The sequence below is a fragment of the Massiliimalia massiliensis genome (genome assembly GCF_900155615.1).
GTDB lineage: Bacteria > Bacillota > Clostridia > Oscillospirales > Ruminococcaceae > Massiliimalia > Massiliimalia massiliensis.
Genome location: NZ_FUHT01000003.1, coordinates 406,332 through 425,966 on the forward strand (window position 1 = coordinate 406,332; position 19,635 = coordinate 425,966).

The following is a 19,635-nucleotide window of genomic DNA, read 5'->3' on the forward strand; positions in this document are numbered from 1 at the left end:
AGAGGAGGAACCATTTTGAACCAGAAACAGACGGATATTACAACAGGAAAGCAAATACGTCATCTGCGAACACAATCGGGAATGACACAGGAAGAACTGGCTGGGGAATTGAATGTTACCCGGCAGGCGCTATCGAATTGGGAGAGAGATGTTAATGAACCCGATTTAAATACGTTGAAAAAAATTTGTTTTCTTTTTGGAGTCCACATGGACGATTTTGCGAAGGAGGTAATAACAAAAATGGAAACATGTGAAAAAAAAGAGAAACGACAATTTAATAAGTATGATATGGCAATTGGACTTTTTTATGGTGTCGGGATATTTCTTGGCATTGGTATTTTCTTTGTTGGCGGTTTTATGACAATGTCGGGTGCAGGGTGGGGAGCATCACTATTTGGCGGTGGCTGTTTTTCTCTTGTATTTGGCTTGATATGCCATGCAGTTATTACATTGAGAAGAAATGACAAATGATGACATATCCTGCTTTCTAGACTTTTCGGTCATATCGCGTAAAAAAGCCGCTGCTTTTGGCTTTCCAATAGCGGCGGCAAAGGGAAATATCCTTTGAATACCTTACAGAAGAAAAGTTTTGCAGCATTATAAAAATAAAAGCCTATACCATTTTGGAAAGAAAAGATACATAATAGTCAAGACGGCAACAATCAGAAGTTATGGAGGGTAACAATGGAATATAGTAAGGAAGATTTAATGGAAGCAAAAAGGCAAATTTTGGGAGTGGGAGAGAACATGGGAACAGAGGAAAGTAAAAAAATCTGGGAGAAAAACGCACAATTTTGGGATAATGCAATGGGTGACAAATCTAATGAATTTCACAGAGAGGTAGTGCGTCCCAAAGTAACGGAACTTCTATCTCCTAATCCTGCGGATTACATTTTGGATATTGCGTGTGGCAATGGAAATTATTCTTCGTATCTTGCACAAAGAGGCGCTTCGATTGTCGCTTTTGATTACAGCAAAAAAATGATAGAATTGGCTAAAAGACGGCAATCACAATATGCAAAACAAATTGAATTTTGTGTAGCGGATGCGACCAATAGAGAAAGTATATTAGAATTAAAAAGAAATCGAGCCTTTACGAAAGCAGTTTCTAATATGGCAATTATGGATATTACGGATATTGAACCACTTCTTATGGCTGTTTATGAACTGTTGGAGGAAAGCGGAATTTTTGTCTTTGCAACGCAACACCCTTGTTTTATCACGTTGACTGAAAAATATATGACACCGCACAGTTACTATGGTATAGCGATTGAAGGGCAACCGGAGGAGCAGATTTATTATCATCGTTCCATACAAGATATTTTTAACCTTTGTTTTAGAGCTGGATTTGTCATTGATGGATTTTATGAAGAATGTTTCAAAAACAACAAAGAAATTCCTATGGTAATGATAGTAAGGCTTAAAAAGGTAAAACGTGATAGCTTAAAATAAATTCAAGTTTGCCGGATAAATAGCAAACCTGGCCGAGCCAGTCAACGGTCAAGATGAACGGGCTTCGCCCGCCGTTGACAGCCCCGCCCGGTTTTGCAGTTAGGCAGTCAAGGAGCGACAGCCTAAAGTGCTGCCGCCCCTTACTATCATAAAAAGCAACTACTAACCAGCCACAGCCCTTTTGGGAGGAAAGGGGGATTTTCCATGACCTGTACAGAAGAATATCGGGAACATATCGAGTACACTTTCCATGCCTTTTGCAAAGTCGTTATCCGAAATGCAACGATCAACGCAGCGAGGACACGGAGCAGGAAGCACAAAAGAGAAATATCCCTTGAATACCTCACAGACGAAAAGCACTACCCTTTAGGCACGACAGATGAATATTTCCAAGCCCCGGAGCCGGACGAGGAATACATACTTACCCTTTGCGGCGATACGGTCATTTTCAGCAGCGGCTTACTTGCGGAAGCCCTGTCACGGCTGGACGAACGGGAGCGGGAAATGATTTACCTGTCCTTTTTCAAGCGTATTCCACAGCACGAAATTGGCAGACAGTACGGGCGCAGCCGCAGCACAGCGGGCTACCATATCCGAAAAGTCCTACGGCAGCTCCAAGCGGAAATGGAGGGAATGGCATATGAGAAATAATAGGCTTCTCCCCTATGAAACAATCGTCCAAGCCACCAGCGGGGAGCCGGAAGCGGTGGGAACTGTATTGCAGTATTACCGCCGCCGCATACAATGTGCCGCCCGTGTGAATGGACGGGTAGACCAAGATACAGAGGACTACATCACCCAGACGCTTCTCACAGCTATTTTCAAGTTCCGCTTTGGGAGATAGCCCTACCGCCTACAACTGAATAACCGCCGCTTCGCCGGCAACCAGAAAGCAGTAAATCTATTCAACAGATTTGCTGCTTTTTTTCGTTCCTGTTTGGCATTTTTGAAAATCCCCAGTATGAAAAAACAAAAGGGAAAATTGCCGCCGCAGTTGGCAAAATCCCTTACTTATCCGTGGAGGGTATCAAAGAAAAAAATACTGCCATTGTCCGCCTTTTTCGGCTTGCGTGGTGTTGTAGGGAATAAGGGGAAATTCTAAAAATCTCCGTCCATTTTGCTTTGCGTGGTGTTGTAGGTAGTGAAAGGAAAATTTTCAAGATATGCCGGAATAGCGGGTAGCAAAGCCCTTTTGAAACGTCTTGTTAGCGGAAAGTACGGAAGCCGGGGAACGCCGGAGTTTTTCAGAGCAAGATTCTACCGCAGTACCAAAATTCGCTTATCGCTCATTTTGCCCCTGCGGGAATCTTGTTGGGGAGTGCCTTCCCCAAACCCTGCTTATGCGGCTTACGCCGCTGGAAAATCCCTCAAAATAATTTTTCGGATTTTTCAAAAACAGTTCCGCTTTACACCCTGTTTTTCTCCTATTAGTGAGAGGACACCACGCACAGCCGAAGGAGGTTTTACCATGCGAAAACGATATAACACGCCGCACCGCAGCCGGGTAGTCAAGACACGCATGACCGAGGAAGAATACGCCGAGTTTGCGGAAAGGCTTTCTGCTTACAACATGAGCCAAGCCGAGTTTATCCGGCAAGCCATAACCGGGGCAGCCATACGCCCCATCATAACCGTTTCCCCCGTCAATGACGAGTTGCTTGCCGCTGTCGGGAAGCTGACCGCCGAATACGGCAGGATCGGCGGCAACTTAAACCAGATAGCCCGGACGCTGAACGAGTGGCACAGCCCCTACCCGCAGCTTGCCGGGGAGGTACGGGCGGCGGTTTCCGACCTTGCTGCCCTAAAGTTTGAAGTCTTGCAGAAAGTGGGTGACGCTGTTGGCAACATTCAAACATATCAGCTCTAAAAATGCGGACTATGGCGCAGCGGAAGCCTATCTCACATTTGAGCATGACGAGTTTACCATGAAGCCCACCCTTGATGAAAACGGGCGGCTGATACCGAGGGAGGATTACCGCATTTCTTCCCTCAACTGTGGGGGCGAGGATTTCGCTGTTGCCTGTATGCGGGCTAATCTCCGCTATGAGAAAAACCAAAAACGGGAAGATGTGAAAAGCCACCACTATATCATCAGCTTTGACCCACGGGACGGGACAGACAACGGCTTGACCGTAGACCGGGCGCAGGAGCTGGGCGAGCAGTTCTGTAAAGAGCATTTCCCCGGACACCAAGCCTTAGTCTGCACCCACCCGGACGGGCATAACCACAGCGGCAATATCCATGTGCATATCGTCATCAACTCCCTGCGGATTTATGAAGTCCCGCTTCTGCCCTACATGGACAGACCAGCCGACACACGGGAGGGCTGCAAGCACCGCTGCACCAACGCCGCTATGGAATATTTCAAGAGTGAAGTCATGGAGATGTGCCACCGGGAGGGGCTTTACCAAATCGACCTCCTAAGCGGCAGCAAGGAACGGATAACCGAACGGGAATACTGGGCGGCAAAGAAAGGACAGCTTGCCCTTGATAAAGAGAACGCTGTCAGAGAAGCCGCAGGACAGCCGACCAAGCCCACCAAGTTTGAAACGGACAAGGCGAAGCTGCGCCGGACGATACGGCAGGCACTTTCCCAAGCTGGCAGCTTTGACGAATTTTCTTCCCTTTTGCTGCGGGAGGGTGTGACCGTCAAGGAGAGCCGGGGGCGGCTTTCCTACCTCACGCCGGACAGGACAAAGCCTATCACAGCCCGGAAGCTGGGGGACGATTTTGACAAGGCTGCTGTCCTTGTCCTGCTTACGCAGAACGCCCACAGAGCCGCCGAACAGAGCAAAGCCATACTCGAATACCCTGCCGCGGTTAAAAAGCTGTCACAAGGGGAAAAAACCACAAAAACCACCCCGGCAGACAACACCTTGCAGCGCATGGTTGACCGGGAAGCCAAGCGAGCCGAGGGCAAGGGCGTGGGCTATGACCGCTGGGCGGCAAAGCACAACCTAAAGCAAATGGCAGCTACCGTTACCGCCTATCAGCAGTACGGCTTTTCTTCCCCGGAGGAACTGGACGAAGCCTGTTCTGCCGCCTATACCGCCATGCGGGAAAGCCTTACAGAGCTGAAGCAGATGGAAAAGACGCTGAACGGGAAAAAGGAGCTGCAACGGCAGGTGCTTGCCTATTCCAAGACCCGCCCTGTCCGGGACGGGCTGAAACAGCAGAAAAACGCCAAAGCAAAAGCAGCCTACCGTCAGAAGTACGAAAGCGACTTTATCATAGCAGACGCAGCCGCCCGCTATTTCAGGGAAAACGGCATTTCCAAGCTGCCGAGCTATAAAGCCCTGCAAGCAGAGATTGAAACCCTTATCCAAGAGAAAAACAGCGGCTACAACGATTACCGGGCAAAACGGGAGGAATACCGCCGCTTACAGACTGTCAAGGGCAATATCGACCAGATTTTACACCGGGAGCGCAAGCCTGTGAAAAGGCAGGAACAGGAACGATAAAAACCGCCCCAAAATGTACCCGAACCTATACAGAACAAGGGGGCTGCCCCGTACCCTATCCGCAAATACCAAAGGATTTTTTAACGGGCTTATAGGGCAGAAAAAACCCGAAAATGATACCGAGATGATACAGAATTACCGCCGATACCGCCACACCAGCGGAAACGGCAGAAAGGAGCGCACCCATGCCAAGAATGAGCAAGAAACGGCGGCTGGAATGGTCTTTTTTCCTGCGGCAAGTGAAAGTCGGGAATTCCACCTGCGATCGTATCACATACAATGACCTCTGCCGGGGCTGTACCCATAGCTGCAAGCAGAGCTTCCGGGCGGTTATCATACTCTGCCCCCACTACTACTCCAAACGCCGGAAAAAGGAGGACAGGGACAATGGCAGATAACCGCAAGTATTACTACCTCAAGCTGAAAGAGAACTTTTTTGACAGCGACTCCATTGTGCTGCTGGAAGATATGAAAGACGGGATTTTATACTCCAATATCCTCTTGAAGCTGTACTTAAAATCGCTGAAAAACGGCGGGAAATTGCAGCTTGACGAGCATATCCCCTACACAGCGCAGATGATAGCGACACTGACCCGCCACCAGATAGGGACGGTTGAGAGGGCTTTAGAGATTTTCCGGCAGTTGGGGCTTGTGGAGCAGCTTGACAGCGGGGCTTTCTATATGACCGACATTGAGCTGATGATAGGACAGTCCTCTACCGAAGCCGAGCGGAAACGGGCTGCAAGACTGGAAAACAAGGCACTTTTACCGCCCCGGACAAAAGGCGGACATTTGTCCGACATTCGTCCACCAGAGATAGAGATAGAGTTAGAGAAAGAGATAGAGATAGAAAAAGAGAGAGAGGGAGAAACGGGACACCCCGCCCCCGCCGCTTATGGCAGATACAACAATGTGATACTGACCGATACAGAGCTTTCCGGGCTAAAAACAGAGTTGCCCGACAAGTGGGAGTATTATATTGACCGGCTTTCCTGCCATATCGCTTCCACCGGGAAACAGTACCACAGCCATGCAGCCACCATTTACAAGTGGGCGCAGGAGGACGCTGCCAAAGGCAAGGCTGCCCCGAAACAGGGCATACCCGATTATTCATGCAAGGAGGGCGAGAGCTTATGAAAAACGGAATTGAAGCTATGATTACGGACATTACAGCCACTACCGCCGAAGCGGAGGACTACACAGGCGAGGACGGGCTTTTATACTGCGGTAAGTGCCATACGCCCAAAGAAGCCTATTTTGCAGAGGGAAAGACTTGTTTCGGGCGTGACCGCCACCCGGCAGAGTGCGACTGCCAGCGGGCAGCCCGTGAAAAGCAGCAAGCCGCCGAAAGCCGACAGAAGCACCTTGAAAAAGTGGAGGACTTGAAACGCCGGGGCTTTACCGACCCTGCTATGCGGAACTGGACATTTGAGCATGACAACGGCAGAAACCCGCAGACCGAAACCGCCCGCTTTTATGTGGAGAGCTGGGAAACCATGCAGGCTGAAAATATCGGCTACCTGTTTTGGGGCGGCGTGGGGACGGGAAAAAGCTACCTTGCCGCCTGTATCGCCAACGCCCTTATGGAAAAAGAGGTTGCCGTCTGCATGACAAACTTTGCAACGATACTGGGTGACCTTGCCGCCAGCTTTGAGGGCAGGAACGAATATATTTCCCGCCTTTGCAGCTACCCTCTGCTGATACTTGATGATTTCGGTATGGAGCGAGGAACAGAATACGGGCTGGAACAGGTTTACAGCGTGATTGACAGCCGTTACCGAAGCGGCAAGCCGCTGATCGCCACGACCAACCTCACGCTGGAGGAATTGCAGCACCCGCAGGACACGCCCCACGCCCGTATCTATGACAGGCTGACTTCCATGTGCGCCCCCGTCCGCTTCACGGGCAGCAACTTCCGAAAGGAAACCGCACAGGAAAAGCTGGAACGCTTAAAGCAACTGATGAAGCAGCGAAAGGAGAGCCTATGACAGAAACGAAACAGACAAGCACCACCAAAACAGACCGCCGCCCGGACTGTGTGACGGAAATCCGCATGGGCAACTCCGTCCTTACCGTTTCCGGCTTCTTCAAGCAGGGCGCAACCGACACCGCAGCCGACAAGATGATGAAAGTGCTGGAAGCGGAAGCTGCTACACAAAAAACGGCGATTTGACCGACCATAAAGAAGCAGATTTGACGCTTTTGCCGCTATACAGACAGCCGCCCCATGTGGTACAATCAAGGTACGGAATAGTGGGGCTGGCTGTCGGAAACGGAGGATTTTATGTTAAGACAGACCAACCAACAACCAATTACCGCCCTTTACCCAAGACTATCCCATGAGGACGAGCTGCAAGGCGAAAGCAATTCCATTTCCAATCAGAAGCGTATCCTTGAAACCTATGCAAAGCAGAACGGCTTTTCCAATCTGCGCTGGTACACGGACGACGGTTATTCTGGTGCGAACTTTCAAAGACCCGGTTTTCAAGCCATGCTTGCGGACATTGAAGCCGGAAAAGTCGGGACAGTTATCGTAAAGGATATGTCGAGGTTAGGGCGAAACTACCTGCAAGTGGGAATGTACACGGAAATGATTTTCCCACAGAAAGGTGTCCGCTTCATCGCTATCAATGACGGAGTGGACAGCGCACAGGGCGACAATGACTTTGCCCCGCTGCGGAATATCTTTAACGAATGGCTGGTGAGAGATACGAGCAAGAAAATCAAAGCAGTAAAACGCTCAAAAGGCATGAATGGCAAGCCCATCACAAGCAAGCCTGTGTATGGCTACCTCATGGACGAGGATGAAAATTTCATTATTGACGAGGAAGCTGCACCCGTAGTCAAGCAGATATACAACCTCTGTCTTGCCGGGAATGGTCCGACCAAGATAGCCCGTATGCTCACAGAGCAGCAAATCCCCACGCCGGGAACGCTTGAATACCGCAGGACGGGCAGCACCCGCCGCTACCACCCCGGCTATGAGTGCAAGTGGGCGACCAATACCGTAGTGCATATCCTTGAAAACCGGGAATACACAGGCTGTCTGGTAAATTTCAAGACAGAAAAACTTTCTTACAAAGTCAAGCACAGTGTAGAAAATCCCCCGGAAAAGCAAGTGATTTTCGAGAACCACCACGAGCCTATCATAGACACCCAAACATGGGAACGGGTGCAGGAGCTTCGCAAACAGCGCAAACGCCCAAACCGCTATGATGAAGTGGGTTTGTTCTCCGGCATACTGTTCTGTGCGGACTGCGGCAGCGTGATGTATCAGCAGCGATACCAGACGGACAAGCGCAAGCAGGACTGTTATATCTGCGGCAACTACAAGAAACGCACCCATGACTGTACGGCGCACTTTATCCGCACCGACCTCTTGACCGCTGGTGTACTCTCCAATCTGCGGAAAGTGACCAGCTATGCGGCAAAGCATGAAGCCCGGTTTATGAAACTCTTGATTGAGCAGAACGAGGACGGGGGCAAACGCAGGAACGCCGCCAAGAAAAAGGAACTGGAAGCCTCCGAGAAACGCATAGCCGAGTTATCCGCTATCTTCAAGCGGCTGTATGAGGACAGCGTGACCGGGCGCATATCAGACGAGCGTTTCACAGAGCTGTCGGCAGACTATGAAGCAGAGCAACGGGAGCTGAAAGAAAGAGCCGCTGCTATTCAAGCGGAGCTTTCCAAAGCACAGGAAGCCACCGTGAACGCAGAAAAGTTTATGAATGTTGTCCGGCGGCATACCAGCTTTGAAGAACTTACCCCTACTCTGCTGCGGGAGTTTGTAGAGAAAATCGTTGTGCATGAGTGCAGCTATGACGAGAACAAGACCCGCAGACAGGACATTGAGATTTATTATTCTTTTGTTGGCAAGGTGGACTTGCCCGAATAACCGCCCGACCTATCCGACACAATGCGCAAGTGCCGGATAGGAACGGCAAAATTTTTTACACTTCTATTACTTCTTTATCGCACATCAGTAAAAGGCTGCGGAATGTATTTTCGTCCCGCAGACACCAGAAGCACCCGTGGCAGTAGATGCGAATTTTTCGACACTTTGGTGCAGTTCTGAACAGGCAACTAAAATTGCATTTGCGTTACTGAATTCTTCGTGGAGTAAATGCTATCTGGAGATTATTAGTGCAATTATGGGTGGCGGAGCATTAAAAGTGGAGGCAAGTCATATCCGAAAGTTACTGTTTCCACAATATTCCGCAGATCAGTTGCAATTGTTATCCGTATATGCAGATCAGCTGCTTCAAGTCAAACAAACGACACAAGAATTACAGGATAAAATTGACACGGTTGTAGTTGCTCCATTCGAAAACGGAACAGAAATCCTTAATGAAATTCGAATATTACTAAACAGGAAACTACTAGAAAGGGGTGGCAAAAATGATGAATCATGAAGCATTACGAGATTTTGCACGTAATGCGCAGACCATGATTGACGCTGGAGCAGTCGAGGATAGATTGCGTCATTATTTGTCTTCAAAGCTATCGGCCATCTTCCCTGATTTGCCGTGGTGGATTGAGGCTCATATGATGGGCACCGAAGAAAGGGTGCGTTTTTCATCAGAAAACGGGGACCGCCAAGGTTTTGTGGATGCGGTTGTAGGCAAAACGGCCGTTGAGTATGAAAAGAATTTGACAAACCGTCGTATTTTTGATGAGGGCTATCACCAGGTAAAAGAGTATTGTGCAGCATTATATAATGTTGGCATACCCGCAAATGAAATCTTAGGTGTGCTTTCGGACACGGTGAGATGGTATGGCTATGCTGTTTCTGTTTTAGGAGAAGCAACAGAAAGTGGTTTGTATGGCCCTGATAACATTGAACTACAACAGGTAACCTTTGTCGATTTGTCGGTTGATACCACCGAAGAACGAAATCGTTTTGAAGGGTTTGTAGATCAGTTCCTCGGACGCGATCAGTCTCGCTTACTGAACGCAAATACGCTTGTGATGGATTTCGGTATTGAAAGTTCCTTTTACCGCAATCATGCTCGCATATTTGAAACTGCAGTGCGAACAGCGATGTCCGAAAAACGAGAGTATGCCGATCTGATTCGTCAAGTGTGGCAGAATTTTATCGCATACCTTGGAATTTCAGATTATGGTGAATTTTCCGTTGATACATATATCAATGAGTTCTATTTGGTGACAGTTGCTAAAATCATTTGCGTAAATGTCCTGGCAGGCGCTCCAGTAGTAAGCACAAGGAATGAAATACAGCAAATTCTGGATGGCGGTTATTTTTCAAACCAAAACATAGAGAACTTGGTAGATTACGACTATTTTGGTTGGTTAAATAGCGCTCCTTACTCCAGTCTTATTATGGATAGCGTGGCGGAGATGCAACAGCGCCTTGTTGCATATGATTTTTCGCACCTTGGAGAAAATGATATTTTTGGAAAACTGTTAGCGCAAATGGCGAATGCCGAGCACAGATTGATGCTGGGGCAAGAATTTACACCTCATTGGGCAGCGAGGGAAATCGTTGAATATAACATGGATCAACTTACCAGCAACAGCCCCAAAGTGTTGGATATGTGTTGCGGCTCCGGCGTTTTCCTGATCGAAACGATCAAAGCAATTCGTTATCGGTTTGCAATCAACGAAGAAAGCTATTCTGCAGAAAAAGATGCAATTGCTTTTTCCTGTGTGATGGGATTTGATATCGATCCTCTTGCAGTAATGTTGGCAAAAGTCAACTGGGTTATGGCGATGCGTGACCTATTTAGTGTACATGACGGTAATATAGTAATTCCCATTTATCATGCAGACTCACTGTTCGTTGCGACACCAATAACACATAGAATGCCGGAAAGTGCTGGTGATTCATATGTTTTGCATTTTGATAATCATCAGGTAGAGCTTCCTGGTTTCTTGCTTTCGCCTGAACACAGGAGCACATTTGATTCCTTTATGGCGAAAGCCTATAGATTTGCTATGATAAGAGCAAATCATCCAGAAGTGACACTTGCGGACGACGAAGTGTCAGCTGTAGTTGATTCAATAACGCAAGAAACAGAGGTTGTGTTTGCCGATGACGAGCGTGCAGCGTTATGCATATCCGCAGGGCAGTTAATCTTGGAACTTGAGCGATTGCAACGGCAGGGTCGAAACGGAATTTGGCATTTCATTTTATCCAACAGTTATCGCCCCGGTGTAACCGCTCGACAATTTGATTGTATTGTTTCAAATCCTCCGTGGATGGCTATGAGTAAATTGGCGGTAAATCCGTATAAAACTTCTTTGCAAACACTCGCGGACCACTATGGTATCAAACCGACAGGAGCATCCCATCCACATATGGAGCTGGCCACCATATTTTTAGTAAGCGCTGTTGATCGTTACATAAAGGATGGTGGCTTCTGGAGCTGTATAATGCCAGGTAGTCTGTTGAGTGGATTAAACCACGAGCATTTCAGAAGCGAAAGATTTAGAACGTCCAGAGCCAGTCTACCAATGCAAATGAATGCACTTTGGGAACTTCCAATTGATACTTTCAAAAACAAAGCGGTAGTAGTATCCGGTAAAAAAGTAAATCAACCTTCACCGGATTGTTTATATGGACGTGTGTACACTGCTCCATGCGTATTTTCTGAATGCAGTTATACACTTAATCGACAAGGTGCGCGCAGCGCATGGACGAACCAAGGCGCCGATGTTGAAGTAGTAGATGTGATTAACGACAGTCCGCTCAGATTCTACCAAGGCTGCGACGTATTTCCGAGAACAGCACTATTCCATAAGTTTGTTGAAAGAACAAACGGAAATTGGGATATTTCTCCGATTGAGCGAACAGATGAATTGTGGTATTTAGTGAGTGACAGCAAAATTGAATGCTGCAATGAACTGAGTGGCAACAACATCGACAAAGAATACGTTTTCGATGCGTTTATCTCCAAACATCTATCACCGTTCGTTATTTCTGCACCGGCCAAGGTATTGCTTCCAGGTCGAAAAGAAGGCGGCGAATGGAAAACTATTGGTGCCGCAGATCGTGTGCGCATGAACACAAGCACAAATGCAGTGTTCACTCAAATAGAAACAGGTGTCCATGAAAATTTGGTGCAATTCTTTGAAAATAGAATAAATATCTATGGTAAATAGCGCAACCAAAACTTTTCAACCGCAAATTGGCTTGTACTTTCTAACGCTAGTGGATCAAATCCGTGTGCCGCCTATATATCGTTAGAATCATACGACAGGAGCCGACTTATCATTGACCAAACGTTGTATTGGTATTTGGCAGAAACAGAGGATGAAGCCATATTCTATACCGGGTTACTAAATAGCGACGCTTTAGCTGATGCCATAAAAGATTTTCAGCCAGAGGGTGGATTTGGGAAGCGGCATATTCATACACTGCCCTATAAAATTATGCCCCATTACGATCTGGAGCAGCCCTTGCATGCGAATGTTGTAGAGGCTACAAGGGTACTAATGCGTGAGTGGGTTGAAAAATGCAGTTCCGACGCAGCTTTGGCTGCGAAACTAAATCCCAATAGTGGTGCACTGCATAGCAGAAGGCGTAAGCAGCAGTCAGCAATCAAAGCGCTAAATGCTTACGAAGGTTTTGCGGCGGCGTGTGGCGAAATTCTGAGATAAGCACAGATAGTCTGACGATCCTATTGTTCTGTTTGCAATAGACGATAGGATTGTCGAACATAAATTACCCTACATAGTTTGCACAGGATAGTATTGAAAATAACAGAAACGAGGCGAAAAAATGAGCAAAGGTGTAATTTATATACTTACAAATCCATCGTTTCCGCAGTACGTGAAAATCGGCTATGCGAGGGACGTAAAGCAGCGGCTGGACGAGCTGAACCGCAGCACTGCTGTGCCGTTTGCGTTTCGCGTCTACGCCACATACGAAGTGGATTCCGCGCTGTCGGACAAAAAGCTCCATTCCATATTGGACAAGCTGAATCCGGAACTGCGTTCCACCGAAGAAGTAGATGGCAAGCGGCGTATTCGTGAATTTTATGCTATGACACCGGAGGATGCTTATTCCATTCTGGAAGCCATTGCAGAAATCAACGATTACAAGCACCGACTGAAAAAGTGGAAAGCCACAGCAACAGAGCAGCGCGAGGAAGCTTTGGCGCAGGAGATCAACGAACAACATCAGGAGCGCATGGCACCGTTTACATTCTCTGCCTGTGGCATCGCTGTTGGTGAGCAGATCGAATTCTTCTGCAACGGAAACGATCACACCGGCGAGCTGTGCGAGGTTGTTGACGACAAGCACGTCAGCTACAACGGCGAAACCTGGTCGCTTACAGCGCTGGCAAAACATCTGACCGGCGTAAAAAGCGCCATCGCCGGCCCCAAATATTTCAAATATAAAGGCGAATGGCTGAACACCATCCGCCACCGCTTAGGGGTATAAATCACATAAAAAGGACTGAGGTGAACTGCGTGGACGACATTGTCAATAGAATAATGGACAGCGAAAAATGGCCAAATCTTGAACTGCCAGAAAACTTAGAGCTGCTCAACGAATTAGCTGATGAAAGTTTTTCATCAGGAACATTTTCTGGAATGCTGTCTGCAGTTCTGATGTACCATCAGTTGTATAGAAGCGATGTGTTTGCATTTATTGGAGGATTGTCATTTTTTAATTCAGCTATCAGTGCATCCTGCAACCATTCGTTTCTCAATCCCGGCGAACAGAATGTTAGGTGCTTATTTGAATGAATTGAAGGACACCGTAAGCTTCTACAAAAAAGATGAGTTTTTGGAAAAAGTAGCAGCCTTCAACGTGATTCGAAATGAAGCAATTCACAAAATGCGGAAAAGTAATCTGGATGAAATTTCTGGTCGTCTTCGGTATATGAAGGTTCTTTTTGATAATATTTTTGAATTGTATGATGAAATCCAGGATGATTTCCGTATAACATTTCACAGTTTTCGAAAAGATGTATTCTTTGATGAGTACGGTCCGGAGAATGAATAAACCGGAGGGAGTACTGTGCTAAATATCTCTAACAGACCGTTAACAACCGCCGATTTTCCGGAGTTTGCCAGCGAAAATGCAGCATTTCAGAAAGAACTAACACTGGTGGCGCACTATAACAACGCCCATAAAGGAATTATAGACACGGACTTTATTCAGTGGGCGTTGGATAATTCTATATCCTACCGCGTAGTGCATTGGTTTATTTATGATTTTTCGGGTGTTGATGACGAAAAGATTCTATGTTTTTTGGATGGCGTTTTCAATCATTACACCATGTACTATGACGAGAGCAATAACTGCCTGAAATTCAAATTCAAAGACGCGGCCGGTGATTTAAATGTGGATTACACCGAGGATTACGTTTTAGCAGGTATTGCTTTTGAAGGAACAGAACCGCCGTTAGATATAGATACTGTTTTTTCAAAGCTACAATTGCAGAAATCCATTGTTGACGTGAAACAGAAGCATTTGATCGGAAAAGTCCCAGAAGGAACGCATAAATTTCTGCACGCGCTAAATTCAGCAAAAGTGGAATCGGTATTGACCGATATGCTGTCAGTCGATAATTTGTACATCCATTGGAGCGCGATCAATCTGCTCTACTACTCACGGGTAGATATCGTGGATTCCGTTTTGTCAGTTTCGGTTTATCACAACGAAATCAAAAATGTGCTGTTTAAGTATGCACAGCGCGATGAGGACTATATCCTTCCATTATTAGCGCGGTATAATTATCCCAATATTGATCCAGGCAAAATCAAAGAGTATTGTGTTGCAATGGTGAACTGGATAGAAGGTATTGCCTCGGATGATGTTGACGATGAATTCTTACTCGAATTTCTACGTCAAGAACTGAAGGCGTCAGGCAGGAAGGAAGACATACCGTTTCTTATTGACAACGAGGATCACATACTGATCGACGGGTTTGCTGCCGATTACATGTCAAGAATGGGGATATTCCAGGGTAGCACACATGTTTTTGATGAAATATCCGAAGTACAAGAAGTGTTGGAAAGCACACCTATAGATGGCGAGTTTTTATTCTATCGAGCAGCATTCCGCTTTGAAAAATCACACGATTCAAAATGGTTGCAATTGTGTGATATTGTGGCAGGCATTATGGCATCCTTTTTTACATTTGCCAACCGCGTCACAGTGGAGGAATGCATTCTGATCTTTGGAATGATTAATGCGCAGCAGAAACGGAATTTGATTTTGCTTCATCGACTTATGAAAAAGAGTACAGATAAGAATATGTTTTTTACACAGAAATCAAACGTGTTTTCACAAACGGAAGTCTGTGTTTTTATAGGAAAACTGGCCGAACGCTTTGATGCGGCTGATTCAAAACCAGAATAAAACGAGGTAACCACTATGCGTAATTTGAGATCCTATTACTCTGCGACGATTGCGGATTTTTTGCAGCAGTCGAGCAGCGAAATCATCGGAATCATCCACTCCAACGATATTTCGGCAGAGACGACGATCCAGCAGAGCAATACCTGGGAGTCTGAGGTGCAGATTCTCAAGGATCAGCTGCACCCATTTTCGGACGGTAGGATCATTTTCGAATATACCATTCCCCGCATGGGAAAGCGTGTGGACGCAGTGGTGCTTTACCGGAATATCGTTTTTCTCCTGGAGTTTAAGTGCGGCGATAGCGAATATTGCCAGTCTACATATGACCAGGTGTACGATTACGCATTGGATTTGCGCAATTTCCAGAAGGAAAGCCATAATAAGCTGCTGGTGCCTATGATGATTTCCACGCATGCGCCCCGGTATCAGAATACACTCACAGTACGCGATCGCATTGTGGAGCCGATCCGATGCAATGCCAGAAATATTGGTATTGCAATCGAGCATATTGCCGAACAGTTTAATGAGGCGCCCTTCGATTACGAGGCATGGGAGAATTCAGAATACCTTCCCACGCCCACGATCGTAGAAGCAGCGCAGGCGTTGTATCGCGGTCACAATGTCCATGACATTACCCGCAGCGACGCAGGCGCAGAGAATCTGACAGTCACTACCGATGAAATCAACCGCATTATTGAACACAGCAAAGCAAACGGCAGAAAGTCTATTTGCTTTGTAACAGGCGTTCCCGGGGCAGGCAAAACGCTGGTAGGATTGAACATCGCCATCCAGCGCTCGGACGCACAGGCCGGTGAACATGCAGTATTTTTGTCTGGTAACTTCCCGTTGGTGACGGTGCTGCAGGAAGCGCTGGCTCGCGACAAGGTGGAGCAGGAAAAACAACGCGGTAACCGTGTGGCCAAAGCAGATACTCTGCGCAGCACATCCGCATTTATTCAGATTATCCACAAATATCGCGATTCCTTCGTCGGCAATGATAATGTACCACCGGAGCGCGTTGCCATTTTTGATGAGGCGCAGCGTGCGTGGACTCACGATATGATTAGAAAATTTATGCGCACCAAGAAAGGTGTGCCAGATTTCCATTGCAGCGAACCGGAATTCCTGATCAGCACCATGGACAGACACCAGGACTGGGCAGTGGTTATTTGCTTGGTTGGTGGCGGCCAGGAGATCAACACCGGCGAGGCCGGACTCCCTGAATGGTTTGATTCGCTGAAGCGGTCCTTCCCGGATTGGGACGTATATATCACACCGCAGCTCAACGATGATGAATATCGCCGCGGCAGGGCGTGGTCGGACATGCTGTCAGGGCTGCAGACATACGAAAGAGACAAGCTGCACTTGGCGACCTCTGTGCGGTCCTTCCGCACACCGGATTTGGCGGCGTTCGTGAAAGCTGTGCTGGATGCAGATACAGACGAAGCAAAAGAGCTATATCAGCGCATCAAAGATAAATATCCGATCGTGATCACCCGCGACCTGAACAAAGCAAAAGCGTGGGTGCGAGAGCAATGCCAAGGCACCACGCGCTATGGCTTACTGGCCAGCAGCGGCGCTCTGCGTTTGAAACCGGATGGCATCTTCGTAAAGAATGAGATTTCGGTTGCTAACTGGTTTTTGAATGGCAAAGACGATGTGCGTTCCAGCTATATGCTGGAGGATGTGGTGACGGAGTTCGATATTCAGGGACTGGAGCTGGACTATTCCGTTGTTGCGTGGGATGCCGATTATCGCTATGTAAACGGTGAATGGACCTACAACAACTTTGTGGGCAATCACTGGAACAACGTAAATTCCGAAGAAAAGCGGCTGTATCTGAAAAACGCATACCGTGTACTACTCACCCGCGCCCGTCAGGGCATGGCTATCTTTGTGCCAGCGGGTAGCGATAACGATCAGACCCGTAGGCGCGAGTGGTATGATGGGATTTATGGGTATTTGAAAGAGATTGGAATCCAAATCATATAATCTGCCGTTTCATAAAACGGAGATAAGAAAAAATAGGGTTGATTATTAATGGGCTTCATAAATAAAAGGAATTTGTATGGAAACGACTATAACGCTTGTGCCCTGTGCGAATATCAGCGCGAGATTAAATTGATAAAACGCCTAATAAATATTTCGGAAAAGGCCATAGAAAAGCAAGTTGTTAATAATACATGGTCATATGAAGGAATATGCTATTCGTTCGCGAAAACAATAGTTGATTATAGCAAGATGGCATATGACAATGTCTTGCTGGGGCATTTCCATGCAGTTAAAATGATTAACAGAGCCATTCTGGAGAATCTCGTTTGTTTAGATATCATCGTCAACAATGAAGATTTGTGGAAGTATTATTGGGCATATTCATACAGAAGCACTATTTATAAATCAAGACGCACTCCAACCTAGAAAGAATTGGACATGCTTGAAGGACTATATAAAGATTTGGATATTCCAGAGGCTTTTTATACCAAGCAACCCGGCAGGAAGAAAGCGTATATCCAGGAACAATACGGCTGGACATATAAAATCAATGATAATAAGCAATTCACTTTCGAAAACATCTGCAAACTGATTGGCGAAGAAGGCGGTGTAGAATATCATGGCTTTCAGATGCTGAGCGATTATTCACATGGCACATCGTTTTATATGAAAATGCATAGCTCTGTTTTCGTTGGTGACATGATGACAATATTCGTTAATATGTACATCAACCTGTATCGCATAGTTACTATATACTGTTGGAATTCTGTTGAGGAAGACTTTGATGATGTCACAGATGAACTGGAAAACATTTTCCATCGGTTTATCGAGCACGAGGAAGAAATTTATAGTAATTGACGTTGTATAGTTCCGATAATACTTGCATCGTTCCGATGTGGAACTGAAGACAGCAAAAACATTGACACAGCGGCATCGCAGCAGAAATGTTGCGGTGCCGTTTTGCGCGCTGAACTTCTGAGTCAGTACGAACCAATTTCGCGTAACTTTTATATTATTCCTTATACGCGATTTTATCAGAAAAAGAATCAGAGATATGCAGTTGTTCAGTTATTTATAACATTCTCACCGATGGCCTTTTATGAAGGGGTTATATAGGGGAAATAAAAAGCGCCGAGCAAACGTGTTGCCCGGCACCATTGTGCGGTTAGATCATCCAGATCGGAACAATATAGTTTTCGGAATTGATGGCAGACAGCTTCGGCCGCATACAAAGGATCGCGCCATTGCCGCGAGGAATAGAGGCTTTGTCAAGGTGAACAAAGGCGCTGATCAGTTCACTGCCTGGATTGACGGAGCGCTTGATCTCTATCGGATGGAGCATACCATCGCTTTCGATTACCATGTCGATTTCGTTGGAATTGCTGTCACGGTAGTACCAAAGCAGACATTCCTTGGCGTTGTTGTGGTAGGATTTGAGCAGCTCAGAGACGACAAAGTTTTCCAAAATAGCACCATTGATTGCGCCATTGGCTAAAATCTCAGGAGAGGAATACCGCGTGAGATAGGCGACTAAGCCTGTGTCAAAAAAATACATTTTAGGCGTCTTAACGGTACGCTTCAATAGATTGTTGGAATAGGGACGCAGGAAGAAAATAACGTCGGATTTTTCAAGCACCTGCAGCCATCGCTTAGCAGTGTCATCGGATACGCCAACATCCTGCGCAATATCGTGGGTGTTGAGCATTTGTCCTGCCCGACAGGCGGCGGCGCGGACAAAATCACGGAACAGAAGCGGATCCGCAAGCTGCACCTGCTCTTTTACATCGCGATCAATATAGGTCTGCAAATAGCTGGAATAGAACACGTCCCGATCAGAGAACTTGCCGCTGGCAAGACCGGGCATAGAGCCCTTCCAGATGCGGTCATAGATTTCCGCAATATCCGCAGGCGCATTTGTTTTCTCTCGCGCTTTCAGCGCGTCCAGCTCCAGAGTAAACGGCGTACAATCACCTGACCCATAAATCTCGTGTTGGGAGAGGCTGGACATATGCAGAATCGCTACACGACCGGCAAGGGACTCCTGCGCCAGTTCCATCAGCTTGAACGCCTGCGAACCGGTAAGCCAATAGGTGCTGGGAGCAGCGCCTTTGTCAATCTCCATCTTGATGTAGGAGAAAAGCTCGGGCGCATATTGCACTTCGTCGATCATGATTGGGGTAGAATGCATTTGCAGGAACATAGCAGGATCGCGCTTGGCAAGGCTGCGCTCTTCCATGTCGTCCAATGTTACATACTCACGGCTGTCGTCCATGAGCTGCCGCAGAACAGTAGTTTTACCCACCTGACGCGGACCGGTGATTAAAATACAAGAATATTCTTTGGAAAGAGCAAGAATTTTATCCTCAATATCTCGTTTGATATAAGCCATGATAG

At 46.9% G+C, this 19,635-nt stretch carries 21 protein-coding genes; 20 read left to right on the plus strand and 1 reads right to left on the minus strand.

Annotated features, from left to right (window positions below):
• The first annotated feature begins 15 nt into the window (after positions 1 to 15).
• The 20 genes from CZ360_RS06030 to CZ360_RS06140 all read left to right on the plus strand — a co-directional run bounded on the left by CZ360_RS06030 (position 16) and on the right by CZ360_RS06140 (position 18,099).
• The gene (locus CZ360_RS06030; RefSeq protein ID WP_003505401.1) at positions 16 to 471 is read left to right on the plus strand and encodes an XRE family transcriptional regulator; all 456 of its coding nucleotides are present in this window, start codon (positions 16 to 18) and stop codon (positions 469 to 471) included.
• A gap of 213 nt (positions 472 to 684) precedes the next feature.
• Complete coding sequence (locus tag CZ360_RS06035) at positions 685 to 1,452, plus strand: class I SAM-dependent methyltransferase (protein ID WP_003505400.1); 768 nt, start codon at positions 685 to 687, stop codon at positions 1,450 to 1,452.
• A gap of 204 nt (positions 1,453 to 1,656) precedes the next feature.
• On the plus strand, positions 1,657 to 2,103 hold the full coding sequence (locus CZ360_RS06045; protein WP_003505338.1) for an RNA polymerase sigma factor: 447 nt from the start codon (positions 1,657 to 1,659) through the stop codon (positions 2,101 to 2,103).
• Positions 2,093 to 2,296: a helix-turn-helix domain-containing protein gene (locus CZ360_RS06050; RefSeq protein ID WP_003505336.1), complete on the plus strand. Its 204-nt coding sequence runs from the start codon at positions 2,093 to 2,095 to the stop codon at positions 2,294 to 2,296. The genes CZ360_RS06045 and CZ360_RS06050 overlap by 11 nt, the downstream gene beginning before the upstream one ends.
• A 624-nt stretch (positions 2,297 to 2,920) precedes the next feature.
• A complete protein-coding gene (locus CZ360_RS06055; protein WP_002569238.1) occupies positions 2,921 to 3,319 on the plus strand; it encodes a plasmid mobilization protein in 399 nt (132 codons plus the stop codon).
• A complete protein-coding gene (locus CZ360_RS06060) occupies positions 3,291 to 4,913 on the plus strand; it encodes a relaxase/mobilization nuclease domain-containing protein (protein WP_002569237.1) in 1,623 nt (540 codons plus the stop codon). The genes CZ360_RS06055 and CZ360_RS06060 overlap by 29 nt, the downstream gene beginning before the upstream one ends.
• Before the next feature lie 185 nt (positions 4,914 to 5,098).
• On the plus strand, positions 5,099 to 5,311 hold the full coding sequence (locus CZ360_RS06070) for a hypothetical protein (protein WP_002569236.1): 213 nt from the start codon (positions 5,099 to 5,101) through the stop codon (positions 5,309 to 5,311).
• Positions 5,301 to 6,050, plus strand: a complete 750-nt coding sequence (locus CZ360_RS06075) for a phage replisome organizer N-terminal domain-containing protein (RefSeq protein WP_002569235.1) — start codon at positions 5,301 to 5,303, stop codon at positions 6,048 to 6,050. Before CZ360_RS06070 ends, CZ360_RS06075 begins: the two co-directional genes overlap by 11 nt.
• Positions 6,047 to 6,901, plus strand: coding sequence for an ATP-binding protein (locus tag CZ360_RS06080; protein WP_002569234.1), 855 nt, complete (start codon positions 6,047 to 6,049; stop codon positions 6,899 to 6,901). The genes CZ360_RS06075 and CZ360_RS06080 overlap by 4 nt, the downstream gene beginning before the upstream one ends.
• Positions 6,898 to 7,086, plus strand: a complete 189-nt coding sequence (locus tag CZ360_RS06085; RefSeq protein WP_002569233.1) for a transposon-encoded TnpW family protein — start codon at positions 6,898 to 6,900, stop codon at positions 7,084 to 7,086. The genes CZ360_RS06080 and CZ360_RS06085 overlap by 4 nt, the downstream gene beginning before the upstream one ends.
• Positions 7,087 to 7,197: 111 nt before the next feature.
• A complete protein-coding gene (locus tag CZ360_RS06090; RefSeq protein ID WP_002569232.1) occupies positions 7,198 to 8,808 on the plus strand; it encodes a recombinase family protein in 1,611 nt (536 codons plus the stop codon).
• Positions 8,809 to 8,944: 136 nt separating this feature from the next.
• A complete protein-coding gene (locus CZ360_RS06095) occupies positions 8,945 to 9,325 on the plus strand; it encodes a hypothetical protein (RefSeq protein WP_143530167.1) in 381 nt (126 codons plus the stop codon).
• Positions 9,312 to 12,035, plus strand: coding sequence for an N-6 DNA methylase (locus CZ360_RS06100; protein WP_077533280.1), 2,724 nt, complete (start codon positions 9,312 to 9,314; stop codon positions 12,033 to 12,035). Before CZ360_RS06095 ends, CZ360_RS06100 begins: the two co-directional genes overlap by 14 nt.
• Before the next feature lie 135 nt (positions 12,036 to 12,170).
• Positions 12,171 to 12,533 (plus strand): hypothetical protein, encoded by a 363-nt coding sequence (locus CZ360_RS06105; RefSeq protein WP_143530168.1) that lies wholly within the window; start codon positions 12,171 to 12,173, stop codon positions 12,531 to 12,533.
• A 121-nt stretch (positions 12,534 to 12,654) separates the two neighbouring features.
• Complete coding sequence (locus tag CZ360_RS06110; RefSeq protein WP_077533282.1) at positions 12,655 to 13,320, plus strand: GIY-YIG nuclease family protein; 666 nt, start codon at positions 12,655 to 12,657, stop codon at positions 13,318 to 13,320.
• Between the two features lie 20 nt (positions 13,321 to 13,340).
• A complete protein-coding gene (locus CZ360_RS14015) occupies positions 13,341 to 13,628 on the plus strand; it encodes a hypothetical protein (protein WP_077533283.1) in 288 nt (95 codons plus the stop codon).
• A gap of 40 nt (positions 13,629 to 13,668) precedes the next feature.
• Complete coding sequence (locus tag CZ360_RS14020; protein WP_159438137.1) at positions 13,669 to 13,887, plus strand: hypothetical protein; 219 nt, start codon at positions 13,669 to 13,671, stop codon at positions 13,885 to 13,887.
• 15 nt (positions 13,888 to 13,902) lie between these two features.
• Positions 13,903 to 15,249, plus strand: coding sequence for a DUF3800 domain-containing protein (locus CZ360_RS06125; RefSeq protein WP_077533285.1), 1,347 nt, complete (start codon positions 13,903 to 13,905; stop codon positions 15,247 to 15,249).
• A 15-nt stretch (positions 15,250 to 15,264) separates the two neighbouring features.
• Complete coding sequence (locus CZ360_RS06130) at positions 15,265 to 17,241, plus strand: DNA/RNA helicase domain-containing protein (RefSeq protein ID WP_077533286.1); 1,977 nt, start codon at positions 15,265 to 15,267, stop codon at positions 17,239 to 17,241.
• Between the two features lie 438 nt (positions 17,242 to 17,679).
• Positions 17,680 to 18,099, plus strand: coding sequence for a hypothetical protein (locus tag CZ360_RS06140; RefSeq protein WP_077533288.1), 420 nt, complete (start codon positions 17,680 to 17,682; stop codon positions 18,097 to 18,099).
• 307 nt (positions 18,100 to 18,406) lie between these two features.
• Here CZ360_RS06140 and CZ360_RS06145 read toward each other — a convergent pair whose 3' ends face one another.
• A complete protein-coding gene (locus CZ360_RS06145; protein WP_077533289.1) occupies positions 18,407 to 19,630 on the minus strand; it encodes an ATP-binding protein in 1,224 nt (407 codons plus the stop codon).
• Positions 19,631 to 19,635 lie beyond the last annotated feature (5 nt).